Consider the following 25,337-nt stretch of genomic DNA (forward strand, 5'->3'; position numbering starts at 1 on the left):
AACGACGACGACGGCGGGTTTCACCGCCGTCGTCGCGTCATGTCCTCCCGGAGCCGGTCCCCACCGGCTGAACCGCCCTGATGATGCTGCGCCCTATGCTGCGCGGCTGACGGCGGCCTCGGCCAACTGCCTCAATGCCGTGAGCGGCACGTCACTGAGTGGCAGGCGTTCCAAGGCTTCAAAAGCCTGGTTGCTCAGCTCGGCAATCCGCGACTCCGTGGCATCCAAAGCACCGCAGTGCACCATGATGCGGCGGATACGAGCTACGTCGTCTTCGCCAAGGTCCGGATTACCCAGCATTCGATCAAGGTATTCCGCTTCGTCGGCGGTTGCCTGGTTCAAGGCAAATCCAACAAGTACAGTGCGCTTGCCTTCCAACAAATCATCGCCTGCCGGTTTGCCGGTGGTTTCGGGATCGCCAAAGACTCCAAGGACGTCGTCCCGCATTTGGAATGCCTCGCCGAGCGGCAAGGAAAACTCCGAGTAGTTCATCAGCAGCCCCGCAGGGGCGCCGGCAAGCGCTCCGCCCAATGCCAGCGGATGTTCCGTGGAGTACTTTGCTGATTTGTACCGGATGATCGATTGTGCGCGATCCACCGAGCCCGCCCGGTCGCGAACAGGGCCGGCCACTTCTTCAAGAATGTCGAGGTACTGGCCCGCCATGACCTCGGCCCTCATGACATTGAAAATGCGCCGCGCGGGGGTTCCCGCCGCGGCCCGGACGCCAATTTCGGTAAAGGACTCCTCGCTGAAGGACAAGCAGAGGTCTCCCGTCAGAATGGCAGCGGCATCCCCAAAGCGCCCGCTGTCCAGAGCCCAGCCATTCATCCCATGGAGTTGGCTGAAGCGTTTGTGCACGCTGGGTCCACCGCGGCGGGTGTCGGATCGGTCAATGATGTCGTCGTGGATGAGCGCCGCTGCCTGGAACAATTCCAGCGCGCACCCGGCAGTAACGATGTCAGCGTCTCCGGATTGACCGCCTGCGCCCCTCCAGCCCCAGTAGCACATCAGTGCACGGAGGCGTTTGCCACCCGTGACGAGGTTGGAAATTGAGCCGATCAGCGGTTCGACGTCCGGGGACACCGTAGCCATGAGGTCCTGTTGCTGTGACAGGAAGTCTTTCAGTTTGCCCGCAACCCCGCTGATGAACTCCGTCTGTTCGGATGTCACCTGGGAAAGTGCCGTCACTTGATGGATCCCGACGCCACATTGGCGCCAATGGTGAACGTGGACACGCCTTCCTTCTGCCGTATTGATACGTTCACGGTCTCGCCATCGCCCCTGATGAAGTCCAGTGAGGTGACGTTGCCCACGGCCTCAGGGCCAGGGACAAGCTTGAAGCCCTGTGCCTCCAAGGAAGTCTTGTAGTAGTCCACCACGCCCTCAGGCGGGGCCTTGACGGTACCGACCAAGGCAACGGTTGCCAGCGAGGTGCTCTTGTCAAAGCTGCTGGAACGGACAGACGTCTTGGGCATAACGGGGATCAACTGCTCAGGGAAGCCGGGAACAAGGGCGTTCACCGTTGCCGTTGCGCCGGGCGCCGGGGCAGCCGACTCCGTGGCCGTCGCAGTCTCAGGTGCCGACGCGGATGCTGAGGCGGAACCGGACCCTGAACCGGAAGCGGCTGGCGTAGATGGTGTGGACTGCGATGAAGAATCTGTGGGGGAGGGGGCGGCTGAGCCTCCTGACGGCGGAGTACATGCCGAGGCCGCTACGGCGACACTTGCTGCGAGCAGGGCAAACCCTCGCGATCGAGGAGTTCCAAAGAGCTTCACAGGGTATCCTTCCGTGGGCTGAGCCAGACTGTGCCTCCAGTTTAGTCAGTGGCCGGGCATAGTATTGCCGATGTGAGGCAGGAAGCATTCGGAAACGGCCCGGGAGCCGGTCAGGAACCCTCCCGCGGCGCTGGAGATGCCCTGCGGGAACTGAGGCGAACCAGCATACTTCACGTTGATATGGATGCGTTCTTCGTTTCCGTGGAACTCCGCAGCCGCCCCGATCTTCGGGGAAAACCCGTCATTGTCGGATTTCCCGCCGAACGGTCAGTGGTGCTCTCTGCTTCCTACGAGGCCCGGGCAACCGGAGTGAAGTCCGCGATGCCGATGTCCATGGCGATGCGACGCTGTCCCTCTGCAGTGATCATCAATCCGCGACACACGGTGTATTACGAAGTATCCGGCCAGATCATGGAGATCTTTGCCTCCATCACGGATCTGGTGGAACCCCTCAGCGTCGACGAAGCGTTCCTGGATGTTGGCGGTGCGATTCGCCGGCTCGGTCCGCCCTTGGATATCGGCCACCTCATCCGGCGGCGGGTCCAGTCGGAACTGGGCATTACGGCCTCTGTGGGAATTGCAAGCACCAAGTTCGTGGCCAAGATCGCGTCCACGCGGTGCAAGCCCGACGGAATACTGCAGATCGACGCCGAGGACACCCTGGCGTACCTCCACAGCCTCCCTGTCAACGCATTGTGGGGTGTGGGTGGAAAGACTGGAGAAGTGCTTGCCCGGCTTGGCATCCGGACCGTGGCAGATGTGGCAGCTACTCCCTTGGCCTCCTTGAAGAAGGTCCTGGGTGCCAGCGGCGAACACGTCCACCGCCTGTCCATGGGGGTCGATCCGCGACCGGTGACCCCCACCAGGCTGGAGAAGAGCATCGGAGCCGAGGAGACGTTCTCCAACGACACCGGCGACGATGACCTGTTGCACCGGGAACTGCTTCGCCTCTCGCACCGGACGGCGGGCAGACTGCGGAGTTCAGGCATGCTGGCCAGGACCGTCGCCTTGAAGCTGAGGTACTCGGACTTTTCAACGGTCACGCGGAGCCGGACCGTCCACGCCCCGGTGGACAGTGCGCAGATGATCTACCAAGTGGCTGTGCAACTGCTGGAGTCCCTGGGGCCGCGGTCCATGAGTGTCCGACTCGTAGGGGTTCGGGCCGAGCATCTGGAGCCTGCCGGACAGACGTCCCTGCAGCTGAGCCTGGATCGCCGGGATGATAACTGGAGGGCAGCGGAGCAGGCATTGGACCGCGTTTCAGAACGTTTCGGTTCCAAGACCCTGCTCCCTGCAAGGCTCCTGGAACCGGGAAAACCTCCCACAAGCCCGTGATCGGCTGTGAGCTTGGTCCCCCTGGGCTCCAGGCGTCTTTCAGAACGGCGTCGGACAAACTATCCTATTTATTACAGAGATTTAGATCGTCTGGACAAACTGTTTCCTGAACAGTCGGCCCTGAGATGCCCGCTGAACCACGAGGGAATTTTGGGAACGATTTTCTTGGTCCGATCGTTTTGGAAACAGACGCACAGAAAGCGTTATGTCCAGACGCTGGCTGACTAAAGGAGGTCGCGATGCCCCTCTCGGAGCACGAACAGAAGCTGCTTGAGCAACTGGAAAAGCAACTTCATGAGGACGATCCGAAGTTCGCCAGCACCATGGGCTCGGATCCCATTCGCAGTTGGTCAACCCGGCATGTGATTATCGGCGTGCTCGGCGCCATTGCCGGCATCCTCCTCCTGCTCGTGGGAGTGTCGATGCAGGCGATACCGGTGGGTGTCCTCGGCTTCGTCGTCATGGGTGCTGGCGTTTACTTCGCCACGCTGCGCGGAGCAGCCTTTGGCAAAGCCGGCAAAGGCAAGCCCGCAAAGGGCAAACCCAAGAGTTCCTTCATGAGCAGCTTGGAAGAGCGCTGGGACGAGCGGCGCCGCGACGATTCCTGAGCGTTTGTTCCACTTTCCACCATCGGCAGTGCCGGCCATCCTGCTTGACGCGCGCCCCTGACGTTCCTTTAGGGGATTACGAAAGACCCGCAAACTGCGGGTCTTTTTGCGTTTAAGGGGCCGTGGCGGCCTCCTCCACTACCCACCCCCGTCTCCACTTTCCACCACCGGCCACCTTCAAGCTGCGTAGATGTCCGGATTGGATGCCTGGCTCCTTGCTGGGAACCGACGCGCCGAACCGGTGCGATCGTCAGCCCTCCACTTTCCGCCACGGCCCTGAAATCCGCGCCGTTTCGGTCATCCTAAAACTCAAGGTGGTGGAGAAACGCCCCCTACTGCGTTGACTGTGGGGCTTTGTGGAGTAAAGTGGAGCACATAAGAGGGTAGTGGCAGTGTTGGGAATGAACGGGCACCTTAACTGAGGGGCGGTGGGGCCAGATGTTTCTGGGCACTCACTCGCCGCGTCTCGATGAAAAGGGCAGGATCATCCTTCCCGCCAAGTTCCGTGAGGAGCTTGCGGAGGGGTTGGTCCTCACCAGGGGCCAGGAACGCTGCATCTACGTCTTCAGCCAGAAAGAATTCGAACGTATTCACGAATCGATGCGGGAGGCGCCACTGTCTTCCAAGCAGGCCCGTGACTACATTCGCGTTTTCCTGTCCGGAGCCTCTGATGAAGTACCTGACAAGCAGGGGCGCGTGACGATTCCGCCGGCGCTCCGGGCGTATGCAGGCCTCGGTAGGGAGCTGGCCGTGATCGGCGCCGGTACCCGGGCGGAGATCTGGGATGCCGAAGCCTGGAATGAGTACCTCAACGAGAAGGAAGCAGCCTTCTCGGAAACGGATGACGACAATCTGCCCGGGTTCATCTAGCCGGTCGGAGGAAGCAGCAGTACCGCTTCTTGAATGGGATCTCCAGCCGCCCATCGAACAGTCTTCCTGGCTCACCTTCCCCTGAGCCAGGCCGGCCGAACGATAGGCGCGGATGGGGATCCGATTCAAGAAACAGCAGGCAAGCGATTGAGGAAAGAGGAGGCAGCGTGGAAGAGCAGGACGCGGCAAAGCCCACATCGGAGCGCCACGTGCCCGTCCTCAAAGACCGCTGCATCAACCTGCTCGCCCCGGGCTTCGAAGCTGCAATCAAACGCGGCGAGACACCCGTTGCCATCGATGCGACCCTGGGTATGGGTGGTCACTCCGAGGCGATGTTGCAGCGTTTTCCGGACCTGCACCTGGTGGGCATCGACCGTGACGAGGAAGCCCTTGCCCTGGCGGGTGCACGCCTGGAGCCCTTTTCGAACCGGACGGACCTGGTTCACGCCGTCTATGACGAAATCGAAGACGTTTTGGCGGACCTTGGCATCCCCAAGGTCCATGGCATCCTCATGGATTTGGGCGTGTCTTCCCTGCAACTGGATGAGCGCGAGCGTGGCTTCGCTTACTCCTACGACGCCCCTCTGGACATGCGGATGGACACCAGCCGCGGCCAGACGGCTGCCGATGTAGTCAACAATTACAGCGAAGACGAGCTGGTACGCATCATCCGTAAATGGGGCGAAGAGAAGTTTGCCGGGCGGATCGCCAACAGGATCGTGAGTGCCCGGGCCGGGAAGCCCTTCGCGACCACCGGTGAACTGGTGGAACAGATCCGCAGTGTAGTCCCCGCCGCAGCCGCGAAGAGCGGTGGACACCCCGCCAAACGCACGTTTCAGGCGCTGCGGATTGAGGTCAACGAGGAACTGGATGTGCTGGAACGGGCCGTTCCTGCAGCCGTGGCCGCTACGGCCATGGGGGGCCGGATTGTAGTGATGTCGTATCACTCGCTGGAGGACAAGATCGTGAAGTCGGTTTTCCAGGCCGGATCCAAATCCTCAGCCCCGCTTGGTTTCCCCGTGGAACTTGAAGAACACAAACCCGAACTAAAGACCATCACCAAGGGCACGGAAGTGCCCACGGCAGCAGAAATCGCTGAGAACCCCCGCGCGGCGTCCGCCCGGTTGAGGGCAGTAGAGCGCATCAAACCGAGGAGAGACGCATGAGCAACGCCGCAGCGAAGACAATGCCCTCCGTGGTGGGCAACACCGCCCGTGCGCTGCCCGCTCCTGCCGGCAAGCCCGACGCTGGACGCAAGGCCCGCACTCCGCTCTCCGTGGTGCGAAACGCTCCGGGCAAACGCCGGACACCTTTTGTTGTCCTCTGCTTCGTGGCCATGGCGGCTGCCCTCCTGACCGTACTTGTCTTGAACATTTCAGTGTCCACTGCCCAGTACCAGTTGGTGCAGCTCAAGGCGGAGGCAGCCACGCTGAACAAGGAAAACCAGGACCTGACACAGAAGAAGCAGAATTTCGAAGCTCCCCAGAATCTGGCAGCAAAGGCTGCAGAATTGGGAATGGTTCCTTCCACCGTCAAGGGACAGATCGACCTGAATACGATGACCGTCACCGGAAAGGCAACGCCGGCAGTTAAGGGAGATGCTCCCTTGGCCCAGCTTGCTCCTCCGGCCGTGGCGGGCATGCTGGACGTGGTTCCCTCGGTGACAACCAAGGATCCTCTGGAGAACCTCAAGCCGGTAACACCGGTGGCGCCGCCCACTCCGGCGGCTCCTGCCGAAACTCCGGCGTCTCCGGCAGCCAAGCCTCCGGTTGAACTCAATGGGGGATCAGTCCCGGCCCCCCAGCAGAAGGCACCCGGGCAGTAATCCATCAGTCCACTGAAGCTAGGCCAGCAGCAAGGAATCAACGTGGCTCAGAACCCCGGCACATCGAAAAAAGCGAAGACGCCGGCGGCAAGAAAGAGGCTGCGCGTTGGTCTTGGCATCATGCTGACCCTGCTTTTGGTTGTGGGTGGGAAGCTCTTCATGGTCCAGGGCCTGGACATGGGAGGAATGGCCGAAGCCGCACTGGCGAAACGCCTCACGCCCCAGGTCCTGCCGGCAGAACGCGGACAGATCGTGGATGCGAACGGAACCGTCCTGGCCAGCAGCGTCATCCGCTACAACCTGGTGGTCGATCAGGTTCTGAATACGAACACAGCCACGTTTAAGCGGTACAACGAGAAGACCGACGAGATCGAGACAGTTTCCAGGGACCAGGGCATCTCGGAGCTGGCTACACTCCTTGGGTCCGACGTGGAGAAGATCCGTGAGGCGCTGACCGGTGACAAGAAGTACTTCGTGGTGGCCAAGGACATCAAGCCGGAACTTGAAGACCGCATCTCCAAACTGAACATCCCCGGAGTGGTCCCTGAAGGCGTCAGCAAGCGGGTGTACCCCAACGGCAGTGTTGCCGGTGGCGTGGTGGGTTTCCTCCAGGACGGGGCCACAGGACAAGCAGGCATCGAGCAAACCCAGGACGAGATCCTTCGCGGTGTTGAGGGTAAGCGCGTCTTTGAGATCGGCGCTGACGGCTTGAGGATTCCGGTTGCCACCGATGAACTGACTCCGGCCGTGGATGGCAGCGACGTCAAGCTGACCATCAACACCGATATCCAGTACTTCGCGCAGCAGGCCATCCAAAGCCAAGTGGACAAGATGAACGCCGAGTGGGGGTCCATCATTGTGATGGACACCAAGACCGGCAACCTGGTGGCCTTGGCTGATACCAACGCCCCGGATCCCAATGACCCAGGAAAAGTGGACGCCAAGGATCGGGGAGTACGCTCCGTGACGGCCGCCTATGAACCTGGGTCCGTGCAAAAGATGATCACCGCAGCGGCTGTCATCGAGGAGGGCAAGTCCTTCCCCTTGGATCACTACACCATTCCAACGGCCTACACCATCGACGGACAGACGTTTACGGACGCCTTTGAGCACGGCACGGAGGAACGCACCCTGGCAGGCATCCTGGGGTGGTCCATGAACACCGGAACCGTCATGGCCGGCAGCAGGTTGACCAAGGAACAGCGCTACGACTGGCTGAAGAAGTTCGGCATAGGGGAGCAAACGGACATCGGGTTGCCGGCTGAGGCCACGGGCATCCTCGCCAAGCCTGAGCAGTGGGACGAACGGCAGCAATACACGGTGCTGTTCGGCCAAGGCGTTTCCCAATCCACCCTCCAGACAGTCCGGGCGTTCCAGAGCATCGCCAACGATGGCGTGATGCTGCAGCCCAGGCTTATCGACAGCTACGTCACCCCCGAGGGGGAGGAACAGAAGGTTGCGGCCAAGGATTCGCGCCAGGTGGTGTCCAAGGAGACCGCGCAGCAGGTCCGGGACATTCTGGAGAGCGCCGTGACCGAGGGGCAGATCAAGGACGCGGCCATCGACGGCTACCGGGTTGGTGCAAAGACGGGAACGTCCCAGGCACCCCGTGAAGACGGGTTGCCCGGCTTCGACGGCTACACTGCCTCGATGGTGGGCATGGCACCGATGGATGACCCCCGTTTCATCGTCGAAGTGGTCCTGCAGCGCCCCAAGGGAAACATCTACGGCGTCACCAACGGGCCGGTGTTCCGATCGGTGATGGCGCAGGTCCTGCGGACGTATAACGTGGCGCCGTCCACGGGAACTCCCGCGCGCCTGCCCCAGTTCGTCAAGTAAGCTTCTTGGGCGTCTGTTTCGGCCAAAATTCGATCCACCACTAACGGCCCGGGCGCCGCTGGCCCCCAGCCGGTCGTTCCACGAGCACCAACGGAGAACTACGTGTCAGAGCACAATGAGGCAGCCACCAACGTCACGACCCCGGATGCAGGCCGGTCCGGCTTCCGCCCCGGGTCTGTGGCAGCGGTGCCTTTGGCCACCATCGCGGAGGTCCTTGGCGTTGCCGCCCCTGTGGGAATCCATGACGGAGGAGTAACGGGTATTACGCTCAACTCCAGGGCCGTGGAACCCGGCGATCTCTATATGGCGTTGCCGGGAGCTTCGCGCCATGGTGCCGACTTCGTTCCCCAGGCAGTGGAAGCCGGTGCAGTCGCGGTGGTGACGGACGACGCCGGGGCACGCCAGCTTGCGCTGGCCGGCGAACAGCCCGTACCTGTCCTGATCGTTGACCAGCCGCGCACGGCAGTGGGTCCTTTGGCCGCTCTGATCTACCGGAGCCAGCCCTCCGAGGGTGGTTATCCAACGCTCTACGGCGTCACCGGAACCAACGGCAAGACGACCACCACCTACTTCATCAACTCGCTGCTGCGGGCCCTGGGCAAGAAGCCGGGGCTCATTGGCACCATCGAGATCGTGGCGGGCGGCGAACCCATCCCCAGCCTGCTGACCACGCCTGAGTCCACGGACGTCCATGCCCTCTTGGCGTTGATGCGGGAACGCGGCTTGGAGGCTGCGTCCATGGAAGTGTCATCCCATGCGATCTCCTTCCGACGTGTTGATGGTGTGATGTTCGACGTCGCGGGCTTTACCAACCTCACCCAGGACCACCTGGACCTGCACGGGAGCATGGAAGAGTATTTCCGCACCAAGGCAGATCTTTTCACTGCAGGCAGGGCCCGGCACGCCGTTGTGACCGTGGACGACGAGTGGGGACGGAAGCTCGTGGAGTTGGCAGATATCCCTGTCACGACGCTCTCTGCCAAGGACTCCGCTGCCGGTGCTGATTGGCAGGTAGCAGCGATCGCCGCCCGCGGGCTCGGCTCGGAATTCGAACTGCGTCATGTCGATGGACGCGTCCTGCGCGTCCATACGGGTCTGCCTGGGGACTTCAATGTGGCCAATGCAGCCCTGGCCGCCATCATGGTCCTGGCGTCCGGCGTCGATGTACAGACTCTGCAGGCTGCGTTGGATGCCCACGACCCTTTTTCCGTTGGTGTTCCCGGACGAATGCAGTTGGTGTCAACTGAGCCGGCGGCCGTTGTTGATTTTGCCCACAACCCCGACGCCCTGGCGCGTGCCCTTGAGGCCGTGCGTTCCTCCCAGGAGGGGTCCCGCGTCATTGTGGTCTTCGGTGCCACCGGCCAGCGCGATCAAGGCAAGCGGCCCACCATGGGCGCCATTGCCGCGCGCCTGGCTGACGTGGTGATTGTCAGCGATGACGATCCCCATGACGAAGATGCCGCAACCATCCGTGCCGAGGTCCTGCAAGGCGCCCACGCGGCCCGCGATACAGAGGGTTTGTCCAGCGAGATCATTGAGTCCTACCCCAGGGACGCGGCGATCCGGCTGGCCGTGAAGATGGCCACTGTCAACGACACCATCCTGATCGCCGGACGTGGCCATGAAGTGTGGCAAGAGGTTAAAGGCGTCAACCTGGCCCTGGACGACAGGGTGGAATTGCGTGCCGCCTTGACATCCAAGGGATTCAGCGTTTCAACGGACCAGCGGATAGAGTCCTAAACCGAGATGATTGCACTTACTGCGGCGGAGATCGCCGACATCACCCATGGCCGATTGACCGGAACTACGGACGTCGTGCCCACCTCCGTCGTCACTGATTCACGGGAGGTGACTACCGGTTCCCTGTATGTGGCCAAACCGGGCGAGCACGCCGACGGACACGACTTCGTTGATGCTGCGTTCGAGCGCGGCGCCGTCCTGGTCCTGGCCGAACGTGAAGTGACCGATGCCGCCGGAAGCCCTTTTCCCGCCGTCGTGGTTGACGACGCGGTTCTGGCCATGGGTGCGTTGGCAGCGGAGAGCATCCGGCGTATCCGGGCTGAACGTGCGCAGCGTGGCGAGGACTTTACCGTCATCGGCATCACGGGCTCGGCAGGCAAAACCACCACCAAGGACCTCCTCGCCGGAGTGCTTTCGGGGGCCGGCAAGACGGTGGCCCCGCAGGGCTCCTACAACGGTGAGGTGGGCGTGCCGCTGACGGTTTTCGCCGCTGACGCAGATACCCGTTACCTGGTCATCGAAATGGGTGCCACAGGCCTGGGCCACATCAAGTACCTTGCCGACATGGTCAAGCCGGACATCGGTGTTGTGCTGGTGGTTGGCACGGCCCACGCCGGTGAGTTCGGCGGCGTCGAAAACATCGCTAAAACCAAGGGCGAACTCGTCGAAGCCCTCGGGGAGCACGGCACAGCAGTGATCAACCTGGACGATGGCCGTGTTGCCGCCATGCGCAGCCGGACCAAGGCCAAGGTCCTGGGCTTCACGTCGTCACCGGCTACCACCGAGGAAGTCGAAGCCCGCAACGTGGTGGTCAATGACCAAGGCTTCCCCGAGTTTGATCTTGTACTGCCCGACGGCGGGCCTGCCGTCGAGGTGCGAAGCCGCCTGATCGGTGGTCACCATGTGACCAATCTGTTGGCCGCCGCGGCAGCCGCGTTTGCCGCTGGCATCCCGGCAGCCGCAATTGCAGCCTCCCTGAGCTCACAGTCCGCGGCCAGCCGCTGGCGCATGGAGCGGACGGAACGCGTGGACGGCGTGACCATCATCAACGATGCCTACAATGCCAATCCCGAATCGATGCGGGCAGCGCTGCGGACCCTGGCGGACCTTGGGCAAGGCAGGAGGACCTGGGCGGTCCTTGGGGCCATGCTTGAGCTGGGGGAGGACTCCATCCGCGAGCACACCGCAGTGGGCACGCAGGTGGTCCGCTTGAACATTTCGCGGCTGGTGGTGGTGGGACGCGAAGCACGTGCCCTCTACGTCTCAGCCATCCAGGAAGGATCCTGGGGTGACGAATGTTCGTTCACCGAGACAGTGGAAGAAGCCTACGAGCTCCTTCAGAACGAGCTTGTACCCGGTGACCTGGTGCTGTTCAAATCCTCCAACGGCGTGGGGCTGCGGCATTTGGGTGATCGGATAGCATTACCTCCACGGGCCGAGCCCACCGGAGACAACGCGGCCGAAGAGGCCGCAAGCGAAGGGAACGAGCTGCTGTGATTGCACTTTTGATCGGCGCCGGCGTCGCCCTTCTGGTGGCCCTGATTGGGACACCCCTGTTCATCAAATTCCTGGTGGCCAAGAGCTACGGGCAATTCATCCGGGACGACGGTCCGACGTCGCACCACACCAAGCGCGGAACGCCCACCATGGGCGGAACTGTGGTGGTGGCGGCCGTCCTCATCAGCTACTTCGTGACCCACCTGATCATGTGGATGATGAACCCGCGCTCTCCGGGACCATCCGCGTCCGGGCTCCTGCTGCTGTTCCTCATGGTGGGCATGGGCTTTGTGGGCTTCCTGGATGACTACATCAAGATTTCCAACAAGCGGAGCCTGGGCCTGAACGCCCGCGCCAAGCTGATCCTCCAGGCTGCGGTGGGAATCATTTTCGCTGTCCTGGTCCTGCAGTTCCCCAACGAGGACGGGTTGCGCCCGGCATCCACCCAGATCTCTCTGGTACGCGACATTCCCTGGCTGGACCTTGCTTTTGGGGGAACCGTGCTCGGTGCGATCCTCTTCATCGTGTGGTCCAACCTGATCATCACCGCGGCTACGAACGGCGTAAACCTGACTGACGGCCTCGATGGCCTGGCCGCGGGCGCGTCCATCATGGTCTTCGGGGCGTACACCATCATGGGAATCTGGCAGAACAACCAAGCCTGCGGATCGCCGCGTGAAGCGGGCAGCGGCTGTTACCAGGTCCGGGACCCCATGGACCTTGCCTTGCTGGCAGCCATCCTCAGTGCAGCCCTGGTGGGCTTCCTGTGGTGGAACACGTCGCCGGCCAAGATCTTCATGGGTGACACAGGGTCCCTGGCAATCGGCGGCGCCGTTGCAGCCTTCGCCATCCTGTCCCGCACTGAACTGCTGCTGGCCTTCATCGGTGGGCTCTTTGTCCTGATCACCCTTTCGGTGATCATCCAGGTGGGCTTCTTCAAGCTCAGCGGCGGCAAACGTGTCTTCAAGATGGCGCCGCTCCAACACCACTTCGAACTGAAGGGCTGGGCGGAAGTTACCGTAGTGGTCCGTTTCTGGATCCTCGCCGGTCTCTTCGTGGCCGCCGGCCTCGGAATTTTCTACGCTGAATGGGTGGTACTGCTGTGAATGGAAGCCCGGAGACAACGCCCTCCGCCACGGACAGGCTCAACGGACTTACCAGCTGGGACGCTGACTGGAGCGGCCTGCGGGTGGTGGTAACGGGAATCGGCGTGTCCGGCTTCTCGGCAGCTGACACCCTGATCGAGCTTGGAGCCAAAGTAGTGGTGGTTGACGCGGCCACCACCCCCAAGGCCAAAGCCCAGGCAGACACCCTGAAAATTGTTGGCGCCGTGGACGTCTTGCTGGGGGAAGACGCCGTCAGCGCCCTGCCGTTGATCGATGACTCTTTGCCTGAACTGGTTGTTACCTCGCCGGGATGGCGGCCCGACCAAGCGCTGCTGGCTGCCGCCAAACGCAAGCACATCGCCGTCTGGGGAGATGTTGAACTGGCGTGGCGCCTCCGCGTCCGCGAGGGACGCAAGACGGCGGATTGGCTCACCATTACCGGCACCAACGGCAAGACCACCACCGTGGGCATGACCGAGTCCATGCTGCAGGCGGCGGGGCTCAAGGCCATCGCCGTAGGCAATGTGGGAACGCCCATCCTTGATGCGCTCCGGGATCCGGTGGACTACGACGCCTTTGCTGTCGAGCTCTCCAGCTTCCAACTCCATTGGAGCCACTCCCTGTCACCGGTGGCCAGCGTGTGCCTCAACGTCGCTGAAGACCACGTGGACTGGCACGGATCGTATGCCTCCTACCTTGCGGACAAGGCCAAGGTGTATGAGAACACCCAAAAGGCAGCCGTCTACAACGCGGAGCAAATCGAAACCGAACGCATGGTGGAAAACGCCGATGTCGTGGAGGGGTGCCGCGCCATTGGCTTCACCACCAACACGCCTGCCATCAGCATGCTGGGTGTAGTGGACGGACTGCTGGTTGACCGTGCCTTCATTGCCGAACGCAAGGACTCGGCTGCGGAGTTGGCCGCGATGTCCGACCTCGGACCCGTGGCGCCGCGGCACATGGTAGCCAATGCCTTGGCTGCTGCTGCGTTGGTGCGCGCCTACGGGATTGAGCCGGCAGCGGTAAAGCAGGGTCTGGTCGATTACCTGCCCGGCGCCCACCGGATCCAGGTGGTGGCCCAGCAGAACGAGGTTCTATGGATCAACGACTCCAAAGCCACCAACCCGCATGCGGCGTCCGCCGCGTTGTCTTCCTTCCAGCAGGTTGTGTGGATCGCGGGAGGACTGTCCAAGGGAGTCAACTACGACGACCTTGTCAAAGAACATGCACCCCGGCTGAAGGCGGTTGTGCTGATAGGTACCGATACGGAGGCGCTGGAAGGCTCCCTCCAACGACACGCACCGGATGTCCCCGTGATAGCGCAGGCGAAGGGCGACACTGAAAAGGTGCAGACCGTAGCCGGCAACGCCGCTTCGCCTATCTACGGCGAGGCCATCATGGCCCAGGCCGTGGCGTCGGCGGCCCAACTGGCCACGCCTGGGGACACCGTCCTGATGGCACCCGCGGCTGCATCCATGGATCAGTTCTCTTCCTACGCTCACCGCGGCGATGCTTTCGTCCAGGCAGTTCGCGAGCTTGTGGAAGGGCAGGCAACGACCACCGAGGAGTAACAATGGTCAGCACGCCCACCCGCACCCGCGGCAAGGACCCCCGGGACGGGAAACCCAAGGCTCCGGCCACGCCGGGTAAGAAGCCTTCCGGGCTCCGCGGACACCTGCGCAACTTTTGGGAAAGCCTTGAAGGCAAGGACAAAACGCCCAACAGTTCCACGTACTACCTCATCCTGGGCTGTGCTCTGGCACTCACTGCCATCGGAATCATGATGGTGTTGTCCGCTTCAAGTGTCGAGGCGATCTCCGAGGGTAAATCGCCCTACGCTGATGCCCTGAAGCAAGCCGGGTTCGGCGTGGTCGGTTTGATTGGGATGTATGTCATTTCGCGGACCAACGTGAACTGGATGAAAAGGCTGTCCTGGTGGGCCCTCGGTGCGGTGCTGGTTCTCCTGGTCCTGGTCCAGGTGATGGGCAACACCGTCAACGGCAACAAGAACTGGATCGACCTTGGCGGAATAACCCTCCAACCTTCCGAGATGGCAAAGCTGATCCTCTGTATCTGGATCGCGGCTGTTCTTGCACGCAAGCAGAAATTCCTCCACCGCTGGTGGCATGTCATCATTCCCGTGGTACCCGGAGCTGGAATGGTCATCGCCTTGGTGATGCTGGGCAATGACCTCGGGACGGTCATAGTCATCGCAGCCATCACAGCTGCGGGACTTTACTTTGCGGGCGTGCCCGGGCGGATGCTCGCCATCGCCGGCATCATTGGAGCTGTGGGTGCAGTGCTGGGGACCGTCAGCAGTACCAACAGGATCTGCCGCATCACCTCCTGGCTCGGAACGGCGTCCCAGACGTGTACTGACCAATTCGATTTCGATTTCCAGTCAACCAACGGCATGTACGGGCTGGCACAGGGGAGCTGGACCGGCTTGGGCCTTGGGCAAAGCCGTCAGAAGTACAACTGGCTCCCCGAGGCTCACAACGACTTCATCTTTGCCATCATCGGGGAGGAACTTGGCCTGGTGGGGACATTGGTGGTCCTGATACTTTTTGCCATTCTGGGCATCGCCATTTTCCGGGTGGTGGTCCGGCAAACCGATCCGTTCCAGCGCACGCTTGCCGGCGGGATCATGGTGTGGCTGCTGGGCCAGGCAAGCATGAATATGGCGGTCGTGACACAGCTCCTCCCCGTGGTGGGTGTACCGCTTCCCTTCATCTCTTACGGTGGTTCTGCACTGATCATGTCGCTTTGCGGTATCGGCGTAGTCTTGTCTTTGGCCCGAGGCCAATTGCCGCCGCAGCAGCGCCCCCGGTTCCTGCCGCGCCGTTCTCCGAAAACCGCACGAAAGCGTACATAGCCCTTCATGACTCCTGACTCCCGCAACGCGTCCAAGCCTTTGTCCGTCGTCCTTGCAGGCGGCGGTACTGCCGGGCACGTGAGCCCGCTGCTGGCCATCGCCGATGCCATCAAGGACAAGCGCCCGGATGCTTCCATCCTGGCTGTCGGCACGCCGTCGGGGATGGAAACGCGGCTCATACCGGCGGCCGGCTACGAACTCGCCACCATTGACCGCGTTCCGTTTCCGCGGAGGCCCTCTGTGGACCTGATCAAGCTTCCGGGCCGGTTGCTGGCCGCGGTCTCCCAGGCCCGCCGGATCCTGAAGGATGCCAACGCCGACGTCCTGGTGGGTGTGGGCGGCTACGTCTGCACTCCGATGTACCTGGCCGCCCGTAAACTCGGCATCCCCGTGGTGATCCACGAGGCCAACATGAAGGCCGGTTTGGCCAACCGTGTGGGAGCACGGTTCAGCAATCACGTCGCAGTGGCCTTCTCCGGCACCCGGTTGCGGGGCGCCCGTCATGTTGGCATGCCCATGCGGCGTGCCATTTCCGGGCTGCACCGGGCAACGGCTGCGCCCGCCGCCAAGGAAGCACTGGGCTTTGACCCGAACCGTCCCGCGTTGATCGTCACCGGCGGTTCCTCGGGTGCCATGAGCATCAACCGTTCCATCGCTGGCGCTTTGCCGGCGTTGGCGGCCAACGGTATCCAGACCCTGCACATCACCGGCAACGGGAAAGCACTCCTCGACGACGACGGCGGCCTGCTGGCAGCCGAGGGATATCGCCAGGTTGAGTATGTGGACGGGATGGAGAACGTCTACGCAGCGGCCGATGTCCTTCTGGCACGCGCCGGCGCCGGAACGGTCAGCGAAGTGGCAGCGGTGGGAGTCCCGGCCGTGTTTGTGCCCCTGCCCATCGGCAACGGGGAACAGGCACTGAATGCTGCCCCCTTGGTGGATGCAGGCGGGGCGCTCCTGGTTGACGACCATGACCTCAGCCCGGAATGGCTCGAGAGAGAACTCATTCCGCTGCTCTCGGACCACAGCCGGCTCGTCGACATGGCGCACAAATCCGAAGCCCTTGGTATCAGAAACGCCGATCAGCGCATGGCTGATCTTGTCCTGGAAGCGGTATCCGCATGACCACCAGCATCGTCCCCCTCGAGTCCTTGGGCCGCGTCCACTTCATTGGCATCGGCGGCGTGGGAATGTCCGCCGTCGCACGCATCATGGTGGCCCGCGGGGTCCCCGTCAGTGGTACCGATGCCAAAGACCTTCCGGTCATGCACGACCTCTCCTCGGCAGGGGCGCGCATCGCGGTGGGATACCACCAAGGCAACCTGGCAGACGCCCAGACGATCGTGGCCGGCTCGGCCATCCGCGCCGACAATCCGGAACTCGCCGCGGCGAGGGCCGCCGGCTTGCCGGTGTTGCACCGTTCCGAAGCGTTGGCAGCCACCATGGCCGGCCACCGCGTGGTGACAGTGGCAGGTACGCACGGCAAGTCCACCACTACCTCCATGATTGCCGTCCTGCTCAAGGAAGCCGGCGTTGACCCTTCCTTTGCCATTGGGGCCAACGTCCCGGCATTGGGAGTGAATGCCGCCCACGGGGACTCGGACATCTTTGTTGCCGAGGCGGACGAGTCCGATGGTTCCTTCCTCAACTACCGGCCGCTGATCGCCGTAGTGACCAACGTCGAAGCAGACCACCTGGACCACTACGGAACACCGGAAGCGGTCTTCGCCTCCTTTGACAACTTCGCGGCGCTCCTTCCGGCCGACGGCGTTCTCCTGGCCTGCGCCGACGACGCTGGTGCCCGTGCCCTGGCCGAGCGCACAGCATCCCAAGGGACCACGCGGGTACTGACGTACGGGACCTCGGACGACGCCGACATCCGGCTTTTCGACGGCGGCCCGGGTGACGTTTCGGTGGCTGTCAGGGACAAGGTCCACAGGGTCGAATTGCAGGTTCCTGGCCGTCACAACGCCCTGAACGCGGCAGCCGCGTTCGCGGTCGCCGTCGAACTTGGTGTGGAACCGGAAGCTGCCGCCGCAGCGCTGGGGCATTTCACCGGTGCCTCGCGGAGGTTTGAGCTCAAAGGCCAGGGGAGGGGAGTGCGGGTCTATGACGATTACGCCCACCACCCCACGGAGGTTCGCGCTGCCTTGGCGGCAGCCCGCTCCGTAGCGGGCGGCAACAAAGTCCACGTTCTGTTCCAGCCGCACCTGTTTTCCCGTACGCGTGAATTTGCCAAGGAGTTCGCCGCAGCGTTGGACACAGCGGATACTGCCTTGATCCTGGATATCTACCCTGCCCGCGAGGATCCAATTCCTGGTGTCACCAGTGCCTTGATCGCCGATCAGCTGGCCACGGGACGGCTGGTGGCGGCCGGTGAAGCAGTGAACGCACTGGCAGCGGTCGCCCACGACGGCGACGTCGTCCTGACCGTGGGTGCTGGTGACGTCACTGCCTATGGGCCAGTGATCGTGGAGGCGTTGGGTGGCTAGCACCCGCAAGCCGACGTACAGGCCGGGAACGGAACCCCGGCCGGGTGCCTCCCGGCCGGGCAGCGGACCCGACCGCGTCATCAGCGCGCAACGCTCCATTGAGCCGGAGGGTAATTCCGCCGCGGCCCCACCACCAGCGGCAACAGGCACATCCGCCACCAGCAAATCGGCCGCCCCCACGGCGTCCTCGGACAACGTCATTGTCTTTCCGGAGCCGAAACGGCGGCGACAGCGGAGGCTGGTGTTATGGACGCTGTCCATCGTGGCAGCTGTGGTGGCGGCCCTGATCGCCGGAGCGGTCTTCTCGCCGGCACTGGCAGTCAGGACCATCACGGTGGACGGCACCACGCTGCTGACTCCGGAGGCCGTGCAGAAGGCTCTCTCGGGCCTGGAAGGCAAACCGCTGCCCCAGGTGGGTGAACAAGAGATCAACGAGCTCTTGAAGCCACTGGTGCAGGTTCGCTCGGCCACGATGGAGGCGCGGCCGCCGTCGGAGCTGCTGGTGCATGTCAACGAACGCGTTCCGGTGGCCTTGCTGAAGCAGGGAGACTCCTACGTGATGGTTGATGTGGACGGAGTTCAGCTCGGGGCCACCAAGGACCAGTCAGCGGTGGCGCTGCCTTTGATCGATGCCGGGGCCGGAGCCACCAACACGGAGTTGTTCAAGGCCATTGCGGCCGTCCTGGACACCCTTCCCGCCGATATCCGAGCCAAAATGTCCACGGCCTCGGCAACCTCCCCGGACGCCGTGGAGCTGAAATTGGTGGACGGAAAGACGGTAGTGTGGGGCAATGCCGAGGACAGGGAACTGAAGGCGAAGGCACTTGAAGCGCTGCTGAAGATGCCTGCTGACCCAAAGGTTCAAGTGAGTGTCTACGACGTCAGCGTTCCGCGGCATCCATTCACAAAATAAGCAGCTTTGAGGACGTAACCCTACGGCCGGCGGTGGCCTTATTTCACGGCAATCACACGACACGCGCAAGCGGAGATTGCATGTGCGGAGCATAGGAAATACCGTCGCAGTAGAGTTACTTGACATAACTATAACCTTCAACTAGAGGGTTAAGGTCCAAGGATTCACGTTGGACTCGATCAGTTTCGCTATAGGACACAAGCAAGGGGCACGAAACGTGGCAGCACCGCAGAATTACTTGGCCGTCATCAAGGTCGTCGGCATCGGCGGCGGTGGCGTGAACGCAGTCAACCGCATGATCGAGGTGGGCCTTCGGGGCGTCGAGTTCATCGCGATCAACACTGACGCGCAGGCGCTGCTCATGAGCGACGCCGACGTCAAGCTTGACGTCGGACGTGAACTCACGCGTGGCCTTGGTGCCGGCGCGAACCCCGAGGTAGGCAAGCAGGCCGCCGAGGACCACGCCGACGAGATCGAAGAAGTTCTCCGCGGTGCTGACATGGTCTTCGTGACTGCCGGCGAAGGCGGTGGCACCGGAACCGGTGGCGCCCCCGTGGTGGCACGCATCGCCCGCTCGCTGGGCGCGCTGACCATCGGTGTGGTGACGCGTCCGTTCACCTTCGAAGGCCGCCGTCGTGCAGGTTCGGCTGAGGCCGGCATCGACGCCCTGCGTGACGAAGTCGACACCCTGATTGTCATCCCCAACGACCGCCTCCTGTCCATCAGTGATCGCAACGTCTCCGTCCTGGACGCCTTCCGTTCCGCGGACCAGGTGCTCCTCTCCGGTGTCCAGGGCATCACGGACCTCATCACCACCCCCGGCCTGATCAACCTCGACTTCGCAGACGTCAAGTCCGTCATGCAGGGCGCGGGCTCGGCCCTGATGGGTATTGGATCCGCCCGCGGCGAAGACCGCGCGGTCAAGGCTGCCGAGCTGGCCATTGCCTCGCCGCTCCTGGAAGCTTCCATCGACGGCGCCCACGGCGTCCTGCTCTCCATCCAGGGTGGATCGGACCTGGGTCTCTTCGAAATCAACGAGGCCGCCCGTTTGGTTCAGGAAGTGGCACACCCCGAAGCCAACATCATCTTCGGCGCAGTCATTGACGACGCTTTGGGCGATGAAGCACGCGTGACCGTCATCGCGGCAGGCTTCGATGACGTGAAGGCAACCTCGCCTTCCATGGACCAGTCCCGTCCGGCGCAGAACCCCGTGCCCTCGGATCGTCCCGCTGCGCCGAGCAGCGCACCGTCGAGCGCCGCTGCACCGCAGCACGCAACGGCCGGAATCGGTGCCGCAGGCTTGAGCAACTGGGGCCAGCAGCGTCCGTCGGCACTCCCTGCCGACTCAGGCTTCGACGTCGATCTCCCGGCGGTAGTGGAGCCCGATCTTTCGGGCAGCCGTTCCGACGACCTCGACGTCCCCGACTTCCTGAAGTAAACCGCGTTCGGAGAGTCCATTCCCGGTGTTCTGGTGGCGCAATGAAGTTCGTCCCGGCGTCTCTGTAGCCTTTACGGATACAGGCGCCGGGAACCTGGCTCTCCACGTGGGAGACAACCCCGCCGAGGTCCTGGCGCGCCGCGTTCGAGTTGAACAGGCCGCCGGACTGGAATCCGGCAAATTCCAGTACATGGATCAGGTCCATGGCAATACCGTGGAGTTCATTGACGTCCACAGGGCAGGACCCACCGCCGACGCCATGGTTTCAGCTGCCACCGCTTCCGGCGCTGCTTCCCGCCGTGCCGCGCAACCGTTGGCGGTCATGGTGGCCGACTGCGTACCTGTGGTCTTCGTGGGGAGCGGTTCCGGCGCCGATCCTGTGATTGCAGTGGCCCATGCCGGGCGCCCCGGTGTGGCTTCCGCGGTTGTCCCCGCAACTGTTGAGGAAATGCGCAGGCACGGTGCACTGGACATTTGTGCCTGGCTGGGCCCGTCCATCTGTGGTTCCTGCTACGAGGTGCCCGCCGGGTTACGGGACGAAGTCGCGGCCCGGGTCCCTGCCACGTGGGCCACTACGTCCTGGGGTACGCCCTCCCTGGACCTTCCCGCCGGCGTCAGGGCCCAGCTGGAAGCCATGGACGTCACCGTGGAGTACTCGGGGGAGTGCACGCTGGAGCACAATTCACTTTTCTCATACCGCCGGGACTCCCGGACGGGTCGATTTGCAGGTTTGGTGTGGACGCATGATTAGCCTTGGTCGCGACGACGAAAAGCGCGATGGCCTGACGGGCGATGCCCGGACTGCCGAACTCTCCCACCGGCTTGACGCGGTGAGGCGCCGGATCGAAGCTGCTGTTGCTGCTGCCGGACGGACTGACCCGCCACGGTTGATCGTGGTGACCAAGTTCCATCCCGCAGACGATGTTCGCCGGCTGGCGGCACTGGGAGTGACCGATGTTGGAGAGAACCGTGACCAGGAAGCGGCCTCCAAAAGCGCCGGTCTTCCCGACGTGGACGTCCGGTGGCATTTCATTGGGCAACTCCAAAGCAACAAGGCCAAGTCCGTCGTCAAATATGCTGCGTCGGTTCAGTCGATCGACAGGCTTCAGGTTGTCGACGCCCTGGCCAAGGCCGTTGCGCGGGAACAGGATGCTACCGGGCGCAGCGACCTCGACTGTTTCATCCAGGTGGGTTTGGATGACGACGCCGGCGCCCACCGTGGAGGCGCAAGCCCCTCGGACGTCGGGGTGCTGGCAGACAGGATCGAATCGGCTTCCGGCCTGCAGTTGTCCGGGCTCATGGCCGTAGCGCCGTTGGGAGCGGATCCGGAGGCGGCATTCGAGAAACTTGCCGGTATTTCCGAGGCCCTCCGGGCCACTCATCCAGCTGCCACACGGATATCGGCAGGGATGAGCCAGGACCTCGAAGCGGCAGTGAAATTCGGAGCGACACACCTGAGAATAGGCTCCGATATTCTCGGTTCCCGTCCGGCCGTGGGGTAGCGTCAAAGTATTGGAATGACGGGCCGGGGTTCCAATATGTCACGTCATGGCGGCCCGCCTACTGCAGAAACGATAGGAGTGCACCATGGCTGGCGCTCTGCGCAAGACAATGATCTATCTTGGGCTCGCCGACGGCGATGAACACTACGAATCTGAGCAGGCCGTCGCCTCGCACCACGACGAAGAACGCCCCCAGTCACAGGAACGGGAAGAGCGCAGGGCGCCTGCTCCCGTCCGGGAAGTTGTCCGTGAAATGCCCACTGTAGATGCTGAAGAGGAATACCGCGCACCCGTGACACCCATCAAGCGTGCGGCCTCCAGCCGCGAAGATGCCTCTGGCCTGAGGCAGATCACCACCGTTCACCCCCGTTCCTACAATGACGCCAAGATCATCGGTGAGAGCTTCAGGGATGGCATTCCCGTCATTATGAACGTCACCGACATGGGTGAAGCTGATGCCAAGCGCCTCGTGGACTTCTCCGCCGGCCTGGTGTTCGGCCTCCACGGCAGCATCGAGAGGGTGACCAACAAGGTCTTCCTGTTGTCGCCGTCGTATGTCGAAGTCATCGGAGATGACAAAAAGGCCAGCGAAACCCAAGCCAGCTTCTTCAACCAGAGCTGACATCGATCTTTTGCGGATGCCAGGCGGGTCAACCTGCCTGGCATCTGTGTTGCAATAGTAGGGACCGATCCGCATTCCGGAACAAGTGGGAGATCTGAGCTAACTCGTGGGCATTGTTTTCGGCCTTATCTATATTGTGTTGTTGCTGTTCTTCATTGCCCTGATCATCCGGCTCATCTTCGAATGGGTCCAGATGTTTGCCCGCCAGTGGCGGCCACGGGGTGTGGCGTTGGTTACAGCGCACGTGGTCTACTCCGTGACGGATCCTCCGCTGGGGAGGCTCCGGAGGTTGATACCGCCACTCCAGTTGGGCGGAATCTCCCTGGATTTGGGCTTCCTGATCCTGATTATTGCCGTCAGTATTGCCATGGCGGTAACCAGCAGCCTGGCGTAGCTGCTCCGCGGAACCCGGACCACCGATGGTCCAAAGGCCGCAAATTCGCCAATTCAACACGATGGTGTTGAATTGGAGGAACCAGATGATATTTAGGTACCGTAGTTTTGAACGGCCGGAAGGCCTACTGACTAACTAGACCAACGAGGTGACCAGATGGCTTTGACGCCAGAAGACGTTGTCAACAAGCGCTTTCAGCCGACCAAGTTCCGCGAAGGCTACGACCAGGACGAGGTAGATGACTTCCTCGACGAGATCGTGGTGGAACTTCGCCGCTTGAACCAGGAAAATGACGAACTTCGCAAGAAGCTCGGCGAAGCCGGTTCGGCAGTGCCTGCTGCAGCTGCTGCGGCTCCGGTGGTTGAGAAGGTTCCGGCCCCCGTCAAGGTCGACAAGGAAGCTGAAGCCAAGGCAGAAGCCGAAGCCAAGGCTGCTGAAGCTGCCAAGAAGAAGGAAGCCGAGCAGGCTGCAGCCGCTGCTGCCGCTGCCAAGGCTCCCGCTGCGAACAACAGCGTCACGCCTTCCGCTGAATCTGCTGCGGGTCTGCTGGCCATGGCCCAGCAGATGCACGACAAGCACGTCTCCGACGGTGCGCAGCAGAAGGAAAAGATCATTGCCGAGGCTCAGATCGAGGCTTCCAGCCTCGTCAACGATGCCCAGGAGAAGTCCCGCAAGATCCTCGGTGCATTGGAGCAGCAGCGCTCCGTCCTTGAGCGCAAGGTTGAGCAGCTCCGTGGCTTCGAGCGCGACTACCGTTCACGCCTGAAGGCCTACATCGAAGGCCAGCTGCGCGACCTGGACGCCCGTGGTTCCGTTGCCGCCCCCGAGGTCGGCGAAGCAACCGCAGACGTTTAGCAAGTATTCTGAAAGCCGGTGGCTGAGGACTCCTCGGCCACCGGCTTTTGCTGTTAATTCCCATGGCAGTGCCCACTACGCTTCCCGAATGAAAGCACTATGACCGACTTCACCGATGACGCCGCCCCGCAGCCGGCGCCCGCCGCCCGCCGCAAGTGGCGCCCGGCCATGCTCTGGCTGTTTGCCGGCTTCGCCGTGTTTGCCTACACCTTCGACCAGCTCACCAAGCTTTGGGTGACCAGCACCATGACGGAGGGCGAGCGGATCCCCGTGCTTCCCCCGTTGCTGCACTGGTACTACATCCGGAACTCGGGTGCTGCGTTTTCCATCGGCGAGAACGTCACGTGGATCTTCACGATTGTCATGGCCGTCGTATCCGTGGCGATCCTCTTCCAGCTGCGGCGTCTGGGATCGGCTTGGTGGGCCCTGTCGCTGGGCCTGCTGCTCGGGGGAGCGTTGGGCAACCTCACAGACCGCTTGTTCCGGGAACCGTCGTTTGCGATGGGACACGTGGTGGATTTCATCCAGCTCCCCAACTTTGCCATCTTCAACATCGCAGACTCAGCCGTGGTGTCCGGCGTCGTTATCATCTGCCTCCTGACGCTTCGCGGCATCGGCATGGATGGGACGCGTCAAACGCCTGCTCCCAAGCCTGCTGATGGCGCGCGGTCCGCCAATGATGCCAAGCCGGCCGGCGGTTCCACCGGGGAGCCTGCCGGTGAGTAGCACCGTAGTTGTGCCCGACGAACTGGCAGGGGTGCGGGCTGACGCAGGCCTGGCCCGGCTGCTTGATATCTCCCGGTCCGCGGCGGCGCTGCTGATCGCTGAAGGCAGCGTCACCGTAGGTGGCGTGGCAATGGGCAAGTCGGCAAAACTGGCCGCCGGCTCAGTGCTGAATGTCACCGTCCCGGATCGGCGGGATCCCTTGGAAGTGGTGGAGGAAGTTGTGGAAGGCCTGAAGATCCTGCTGGACGACGACGAGTTCGTTGTCATCGATAAACCGGTGGGGGTCGCAGCCCATCCCTCACCCGGTTGGGTGGGACCCACAGTAGTGGGCGGTCTCGCCGGTGCAGGGTACAGGATTTCGACGTCCGGTGCGCCCGAGCGCGCAGGGATCGTCCACAGGCTCGACGTCGGTACGTCGGGTGTCATGGTGGTGGCCAAGACTGAACACGCGTATACGGTGCTGAAGCGCGCTTTCAAGGAACGCACGGTGGAGAAGGTCTACCACGCGGTGGTCCAGGGGCTGCCTGACCCGCTGGAGGGCACCATTGATGCTCCGATCGGGCGCCACCCCGGCCACGACTGGCGGTTCGCGGTGATCGAGGACGGCCGGCCATCAGTGACCCACTATGAGGTATTGGAAGCATTCGGCAAGGCAACCCTGGTGGAAGTGCACCTGGAGACCGGCCGGACGCACCAGATCCGCGTCCATTTTTCGGCCTTGCGCCACCCGTGTGCCGGAGATCTCACCTACGGTGCGGATCCCCGTCTCGCAGCGACCCTGGGATTGACCCGGCAGTGGCTGCACGCACGTCAGCTTGGATTCACCCACCCTGGCACCGGTGAGTGGGTGGAAGTCAGCAGCGAGTATCCGGCGGACCTTCAATACGCCTTGGATCTGCTCGCCACCGGTTCAGCCTAAGGCACC

The 25,337-nt window shown here is 62.6% G+C and carries 24 protein-coding genes; 22 read left to right on the forward strand and 2 right to left on the reverse strand.

What is annotated here, in order from left to right; all coding sequences use genetic code 11:
* Positions 1 to 93: 93 nt before the first annotated feature.
* Positions 94 to 1,188, reverse strand: coding sequence for a polyprenyl synthetase family protein (locus tag CGK93_RS08765; RefSeq protein ID WP_089594490.1), 1,095 nt, complete (start codon positions 1,186 to 1,188; stop codon positions 94 to 96).
* Positions 1,185 to 1,775 (reverse strand): hypothetical protein, encoded by a 591-nt coding sequence (locus CGK93_RS08770; protein WP_089594491.1) that lies wholly within the window; start codon positions 1,773 to 1,775, stop codon positions 1,185 to 1,187. Before CGK93_RS08770 ends, CGK93_RS08765 begins: the two co-directional genes overlap by 4 nt.
* 72 nt (positions 1,776 to 1,847) lie before the next feature.
* On the opposite strand from CGK93_RS08770, the gene dinB reads away from it, so the two are divergent.
* The 22 genes from dinB (at position 1,848) to CGK93_RS08880 (ending at position 25,331) form a co-directional block, all read left to right on the forward strand.
* Positions 1,848 to 3,110, forward strand: a complete 1,263-nt coding sequence (dinB, locus tag CGK93_RS08775; RefSeq protein ID WP_089594492.1) for a DNA polymerase IV — start codon at positions 1,848 to 1,850, stop codon at positions 3,108 to 3,110.
* A 239-nt stretch (positions 3,111 to 3,349) separates the two neighbouring features.
* The gene (locus CGK93_RS08780; RefSeq protein ID WP_089594493.1) at positions 3,350 to 3,718 is read left to right on the forward strand and encodes a DUF3040 domain-containing protein; all 369 of its coding nucleotides are present in this window, start codon (positions 3,350 to 3,352) and stop codon (positions 3,716 to 3,718) included.
* 438 nt (positions 3,719 to 4,156) lie between these two features.
* On the forward strand, positions 4,157 to 4,588 hold the full coding sequence (mraZ, locus tag CGK93_RS08785; protein WP_026542500.1) for a division/cell wall cluster transcriptional repressor MraZ: 432 nt from the start codon (positions 4,157 to 4,159) through the stop codon (positions 4,586 to 4,588).
* Positions 4,589 to 4,755: 167 nt separating this feature from the next.
* Entirely contained in the window at positions 4,756 to 5,754 is a 999-nt protein-coding gene (gene rsmH / locus CGK93_RS08790; protein ID WP_198318395.1) for a 16S rRNA (cytosine(1402)-N(4))-methyltransferase RsmH, read from the forward strand.
* Positions 5,751 to 6,413, forward strand: coding sequence for a hypothetical protein (locus CGK93_RS08795; RefSeq protein WP_089594495.1), 663 nt, complete (start codon positions 5,751 to 5,753; stop codon positions 6,411 to 6,413). The genes rsmH and CGK93_RS08795 overlap by 4 nt, the downstream gene beginning before the upstream one ends.
* Positions 6,414 to 6,455: 42 nt before the next feature.
* Positions 6,456 to 8,252 carry a peptidoglycan D,D-transpeptidase FtsI family protein gene (locus tag CGK93_RS08800; RefSeq protein ID WP_089594496.1) on the forward strand — a complete coding sequence of 599 codons (1,797 nt, stop codon included), beginning with the start codon at positions 6,456 to 6,458 and terminating at the stop codon, positions 8,250 to 8,252.
* A gap of 102 nt (positions 8,253 to 8,354) precedes the next feature.
* A complete protein-coding gene (locus CGK93_RS08805) occupies positions 8,355 to 9,992 on the forward strand; it encodes a UDP-N-acetylmuramoyl-L-alanyl-D-glutamate--2,6-diaminopimelate ligase (RefSeq protein WP_089594497.1) in 1,638 nt (545 codons plus the stop codon).
* A 6-nt stretch (positions 9,993 to 9,998) separates the two neighbouring features.
* Positions 9,999 to 11,489: a UDP-N-acetylmuramoyl-tripeptide--D-alanyl-D-alanine ligase gene (locus CGK93_RS08810; RefSeq protein ID WP_089594498.1), complete on the forward strand. Its 1,491-nt coding sequence runs from the start codon at positions 9,999 to 10,001 to the stop codon at positions 11,487 to 11,489.
* Positions 11,486 to 12,595: a phospho-N-acetylmuramoyl-pentapeptide-transferase gene (mraY, locus tag CGK93_RS08815; protein ID WP_089594499.1), complete on the forward strand. Its 1,110-nt coding sequence runs from the start codon at positions 11,486 to 11,488 to the stop codon at positions 12,593 to 12,595. Before CGK93_RS08810 ends, mraY begins: the two co-directional genes overlap by 4 nt.
* Entirely contained in the window at positions 12,577 to 14,166 is a 1,590-nt protein-coding gene (murD, locus tag CGK93_RS08820; RefSeq protein ID WP_198318396.1) for a UDP-N-acetylmuramoyl-L-alanine--D-glutamate ligase, read from the forward strand. Before mraY ends, murD begins: the two co-directional genes overlap by 19 nt.
* Before the next feature lie 2 nt (positions 14,167 to 14,168).
* Positions 14,169 to 15,470, forward strand: a complete 1,302-nt coding sequence (gene ftsW, locus CGK93_RS08825; protein WP_089594500.1) for a putative lipid II flippase FtsW — start codon at positions 14,169 to 14,171, stop codon at positions 15,468 to 15,470.
* A 6-nt stretch (positions 15,471 to 15,476) separates the two neighbouring features.
* Positions 15,477 to 16,595 (forward strand): undecaprenyldiphospho-muramoylpentapeptide beta-N-acetylglucosaminyltransferase, encoded by a 1,119-nt coding sequence (gene murG, locus CGK93_RS08830; protein WP_089594501.1) that lies wholly within the window; start codon positions 15,477 to 15,479, stop codon positions 16,593 to 16,595.
* A complete protein-coding gene (gene murC / locus CGK93_RS08835; RefSeq protein WP_089594502.1) occupies positions 16,592 to 17,962 on the forward strand; it encodes a UDP-N-acetylmuramate--L-alanine ligase in 1,371 nt (456 codons plus the stop codon). The genes murG and murC overlap by 4 nt, the downstream gene beginning before the upstream one ends.
* Positions 17,955 to 18,875, forward strand: coding sequence for a cell division protein FtsQ/DivIB (locus tag CGK93_RS08840; RefSeq protein WP_089594503.1), 921 nt, complete (start codon positions 17,955 to 17,957; stop codon positions 18,873 to 18,875). Before murC ends, CGK93_RS08840 begins: the two co-directional genes overlap by 8 nt.
* Before the next feature lie 217 nt (positions 18,876 to 19,092).
* Positions 19,093 to 20,313, forward strand: a complete 1,221-nt coding sequence (gene ftsZ, locus CGK93_RS08845) for a cell division protein FtsZ (RefSeq protein ID WP_011774419.1) — start codon at positions 19,093 to 19,095, stop codon at positions 20,311 to 20,313.
* 25 nt (positions 20,314 to 20,338) lie between these two features.
* Positions 20,339 to 21,064 (forward strand): polyphenol oxidase family protein, encoded by a 726-nt coding sequence (locus CGK93_RS08850; RefSeq protein WP_089594504.1) that lies wholly within the window; start codon positions 20,339 to 20,341, stop codon positions 21,062 to 21,064.
* Positions 21,057 to 21,815 carry a YggS family pyridoxal phosphate-dependent enzyme gene (locus CGK93_RS08855; RefSeq protein WP_089594505.1) on the forward strand — a complete coding sequence of 253 codons (759 nt, stop codon included), beginning with the start codon at positions 21,057 to 21,059 and terminating at the stop codon, positions 21,813 to 21,815. Before CGK93_RS08850 ends, CGK93_RS08855 begins: the two co-directional genes overlap by 8 nt.
* Before the next feature lie 85 nt (positions 21,816 to 21,900).
* Positions 21,901 to 22,437, forward strand: a complete 537-nt coding sequence (locus tag CGK93_RS08860) for a cell division protein SepF (protein WP_089594506.1) — start codon at positions 21,901 to 21,903, stop codon at positions 22,435 to 22,437.
* A gap of 106 nt (positions 22,438 to 22,543) precedes the next feature.
* The gene (locus CGK93_RS08865; RefSeq protein ID WP_017200850.1) at positions 22,544 to 22,831 is read left to right on the forward strand and encodes a YggT family protein; all 288 of its coding nucleotides are present in this window, start codon (positions 22,544 to 22,546) and stop codon (positions 22,829 to 22,831) included.
* Between the two features lie 156 nt (positions 22,832 to 22,987).
* Positions 22,988 to 23,686 (forward strand): DivIVA domain-containing protein, encoded by a 699-nt coding sequence (locus tag CGK93_RS08870; RefSeq protein ID WP_089594507.1) that lies wholly within the window; start codon positions 22,988 to 22,990, stop codon positions 23,684 to 23,686.
* 99 nt (positions 23,687 to 23,785) lie between these two features.
* Positions 23,786 to 24,412: a signal peptidase II gene (gene lspA, locus CGK93_RS08875; protein ID WP_089594508.1), complete on the forward strand. Its 627-nt coding sequence runs from the start codon at positions 23,786 to 23,788 to the stop codon at positions 24,410 to 24,412.
* Positions 24,405 to 25,331, forward strand: a complete 927-nt coding sequence (locus CGK93_RS08880) for an RluA family pseudouridine synthase (protein WP_089594509.1) — start codon at positions 24,405 to 24,407, stop codon at positions 25,329 to 25,331. Before lspA ends, CGK93_RS08880 begins: the two co-directional genes overlap by 8 nt.
* Positions 25,332 to 25,337: the final 6 nt, after the last annotated feature.

Origin of the sequence: Arthrobacter sp. YN (genome assembly GCF_002224285.1) — a bacterium.
GTDB lineage: Bacteria > Actinomycetota > Actinomycetes > Actinomycetales > Micrococcaceae > Arthrobacter.

Bases quoted from the DNA above. Each gene is read 5' to 3' on its own strand.
- CGK93_RS08860 (WP_089594506.1), top strand. From the start codon at position 21,901: ATGGCTGGCGCTCTGCGCAAGACAATGATCTATCTTGGGCTCGCCGAC.
- CGK93_RS08870 (WP_089594507.1), top strand. From the start codon at position 22,988: ATGGCTTTGACGCCAGAAGACGTTGTCAACAAGCGCTTTCAGCCGACC.
- ftsW (WP_089594500.1), top strand. From the start codon at position 14,169: ATGGTCAGCACGCCCACCCGCACCCGCGGCAAGGACCCCCGGGACGGG.
- CGK93_RS08780 (WP_089594493.1), top strand. From the start codon at position 3,350: ATGCCCCTCTCGGAGCACGAACAGAAGCTGCTTGAGCAACTGGAAAAG.
- lspA (WP_089594508.1), top strand. From the start codon at position 23,786: ATGACCGACTTCACCGATGACGCCGCCCCGCAGCCGGCGCCCGCCGCC.
- CGK93_RS08855 (WP_089594505.1), top strand. From the start codon at position 21,057: ATGATTAGCCTTGGTCGCGACGACGAAAAGCGCGATGGCCTGACGGGC.
- CGK93_RS08810 (WP_089594498.1), top strand. From the start codon at position 9,999: ATGATTGCACTTACTGCGGCGGAGATCGCCGACATCACCCATGGCCGA.
- murG (WP_089594501.1), top strand. From the start codon at position 15,477: ATGACTCCTGACTCCCGCAACGCGTCCAAGCCTTTGTCCGTCGTCCTT.
- CGK93_RS08795 (WP_089594495.1), top strand. From the start codon at position 5,751: ATGAGCAACGCCGCAGCGAAGACAATGCCCTCCGTGGTGGGCAACACC.
- mraZ (WP_026542500.1), top strand. From the start codon at position 4,157: ATGTTTCTGGGCACTCACTCGCCGCGTCTCGATGAAAAGGGCAGGATC.
- murD (WP_198318396.1), top strand. From the start codon at position 12,577: ATGGGTGGTACTGCTGTGAATGGAAGCCCGGAGACAACGCCCTCCGCC.
- murC (WP_089594502.1), top strand. From the start codon at position 16,592: ATGACCACCAGCATCGTCCCCCTCGAGTCCTTGGGCCGCGTCCACTTC.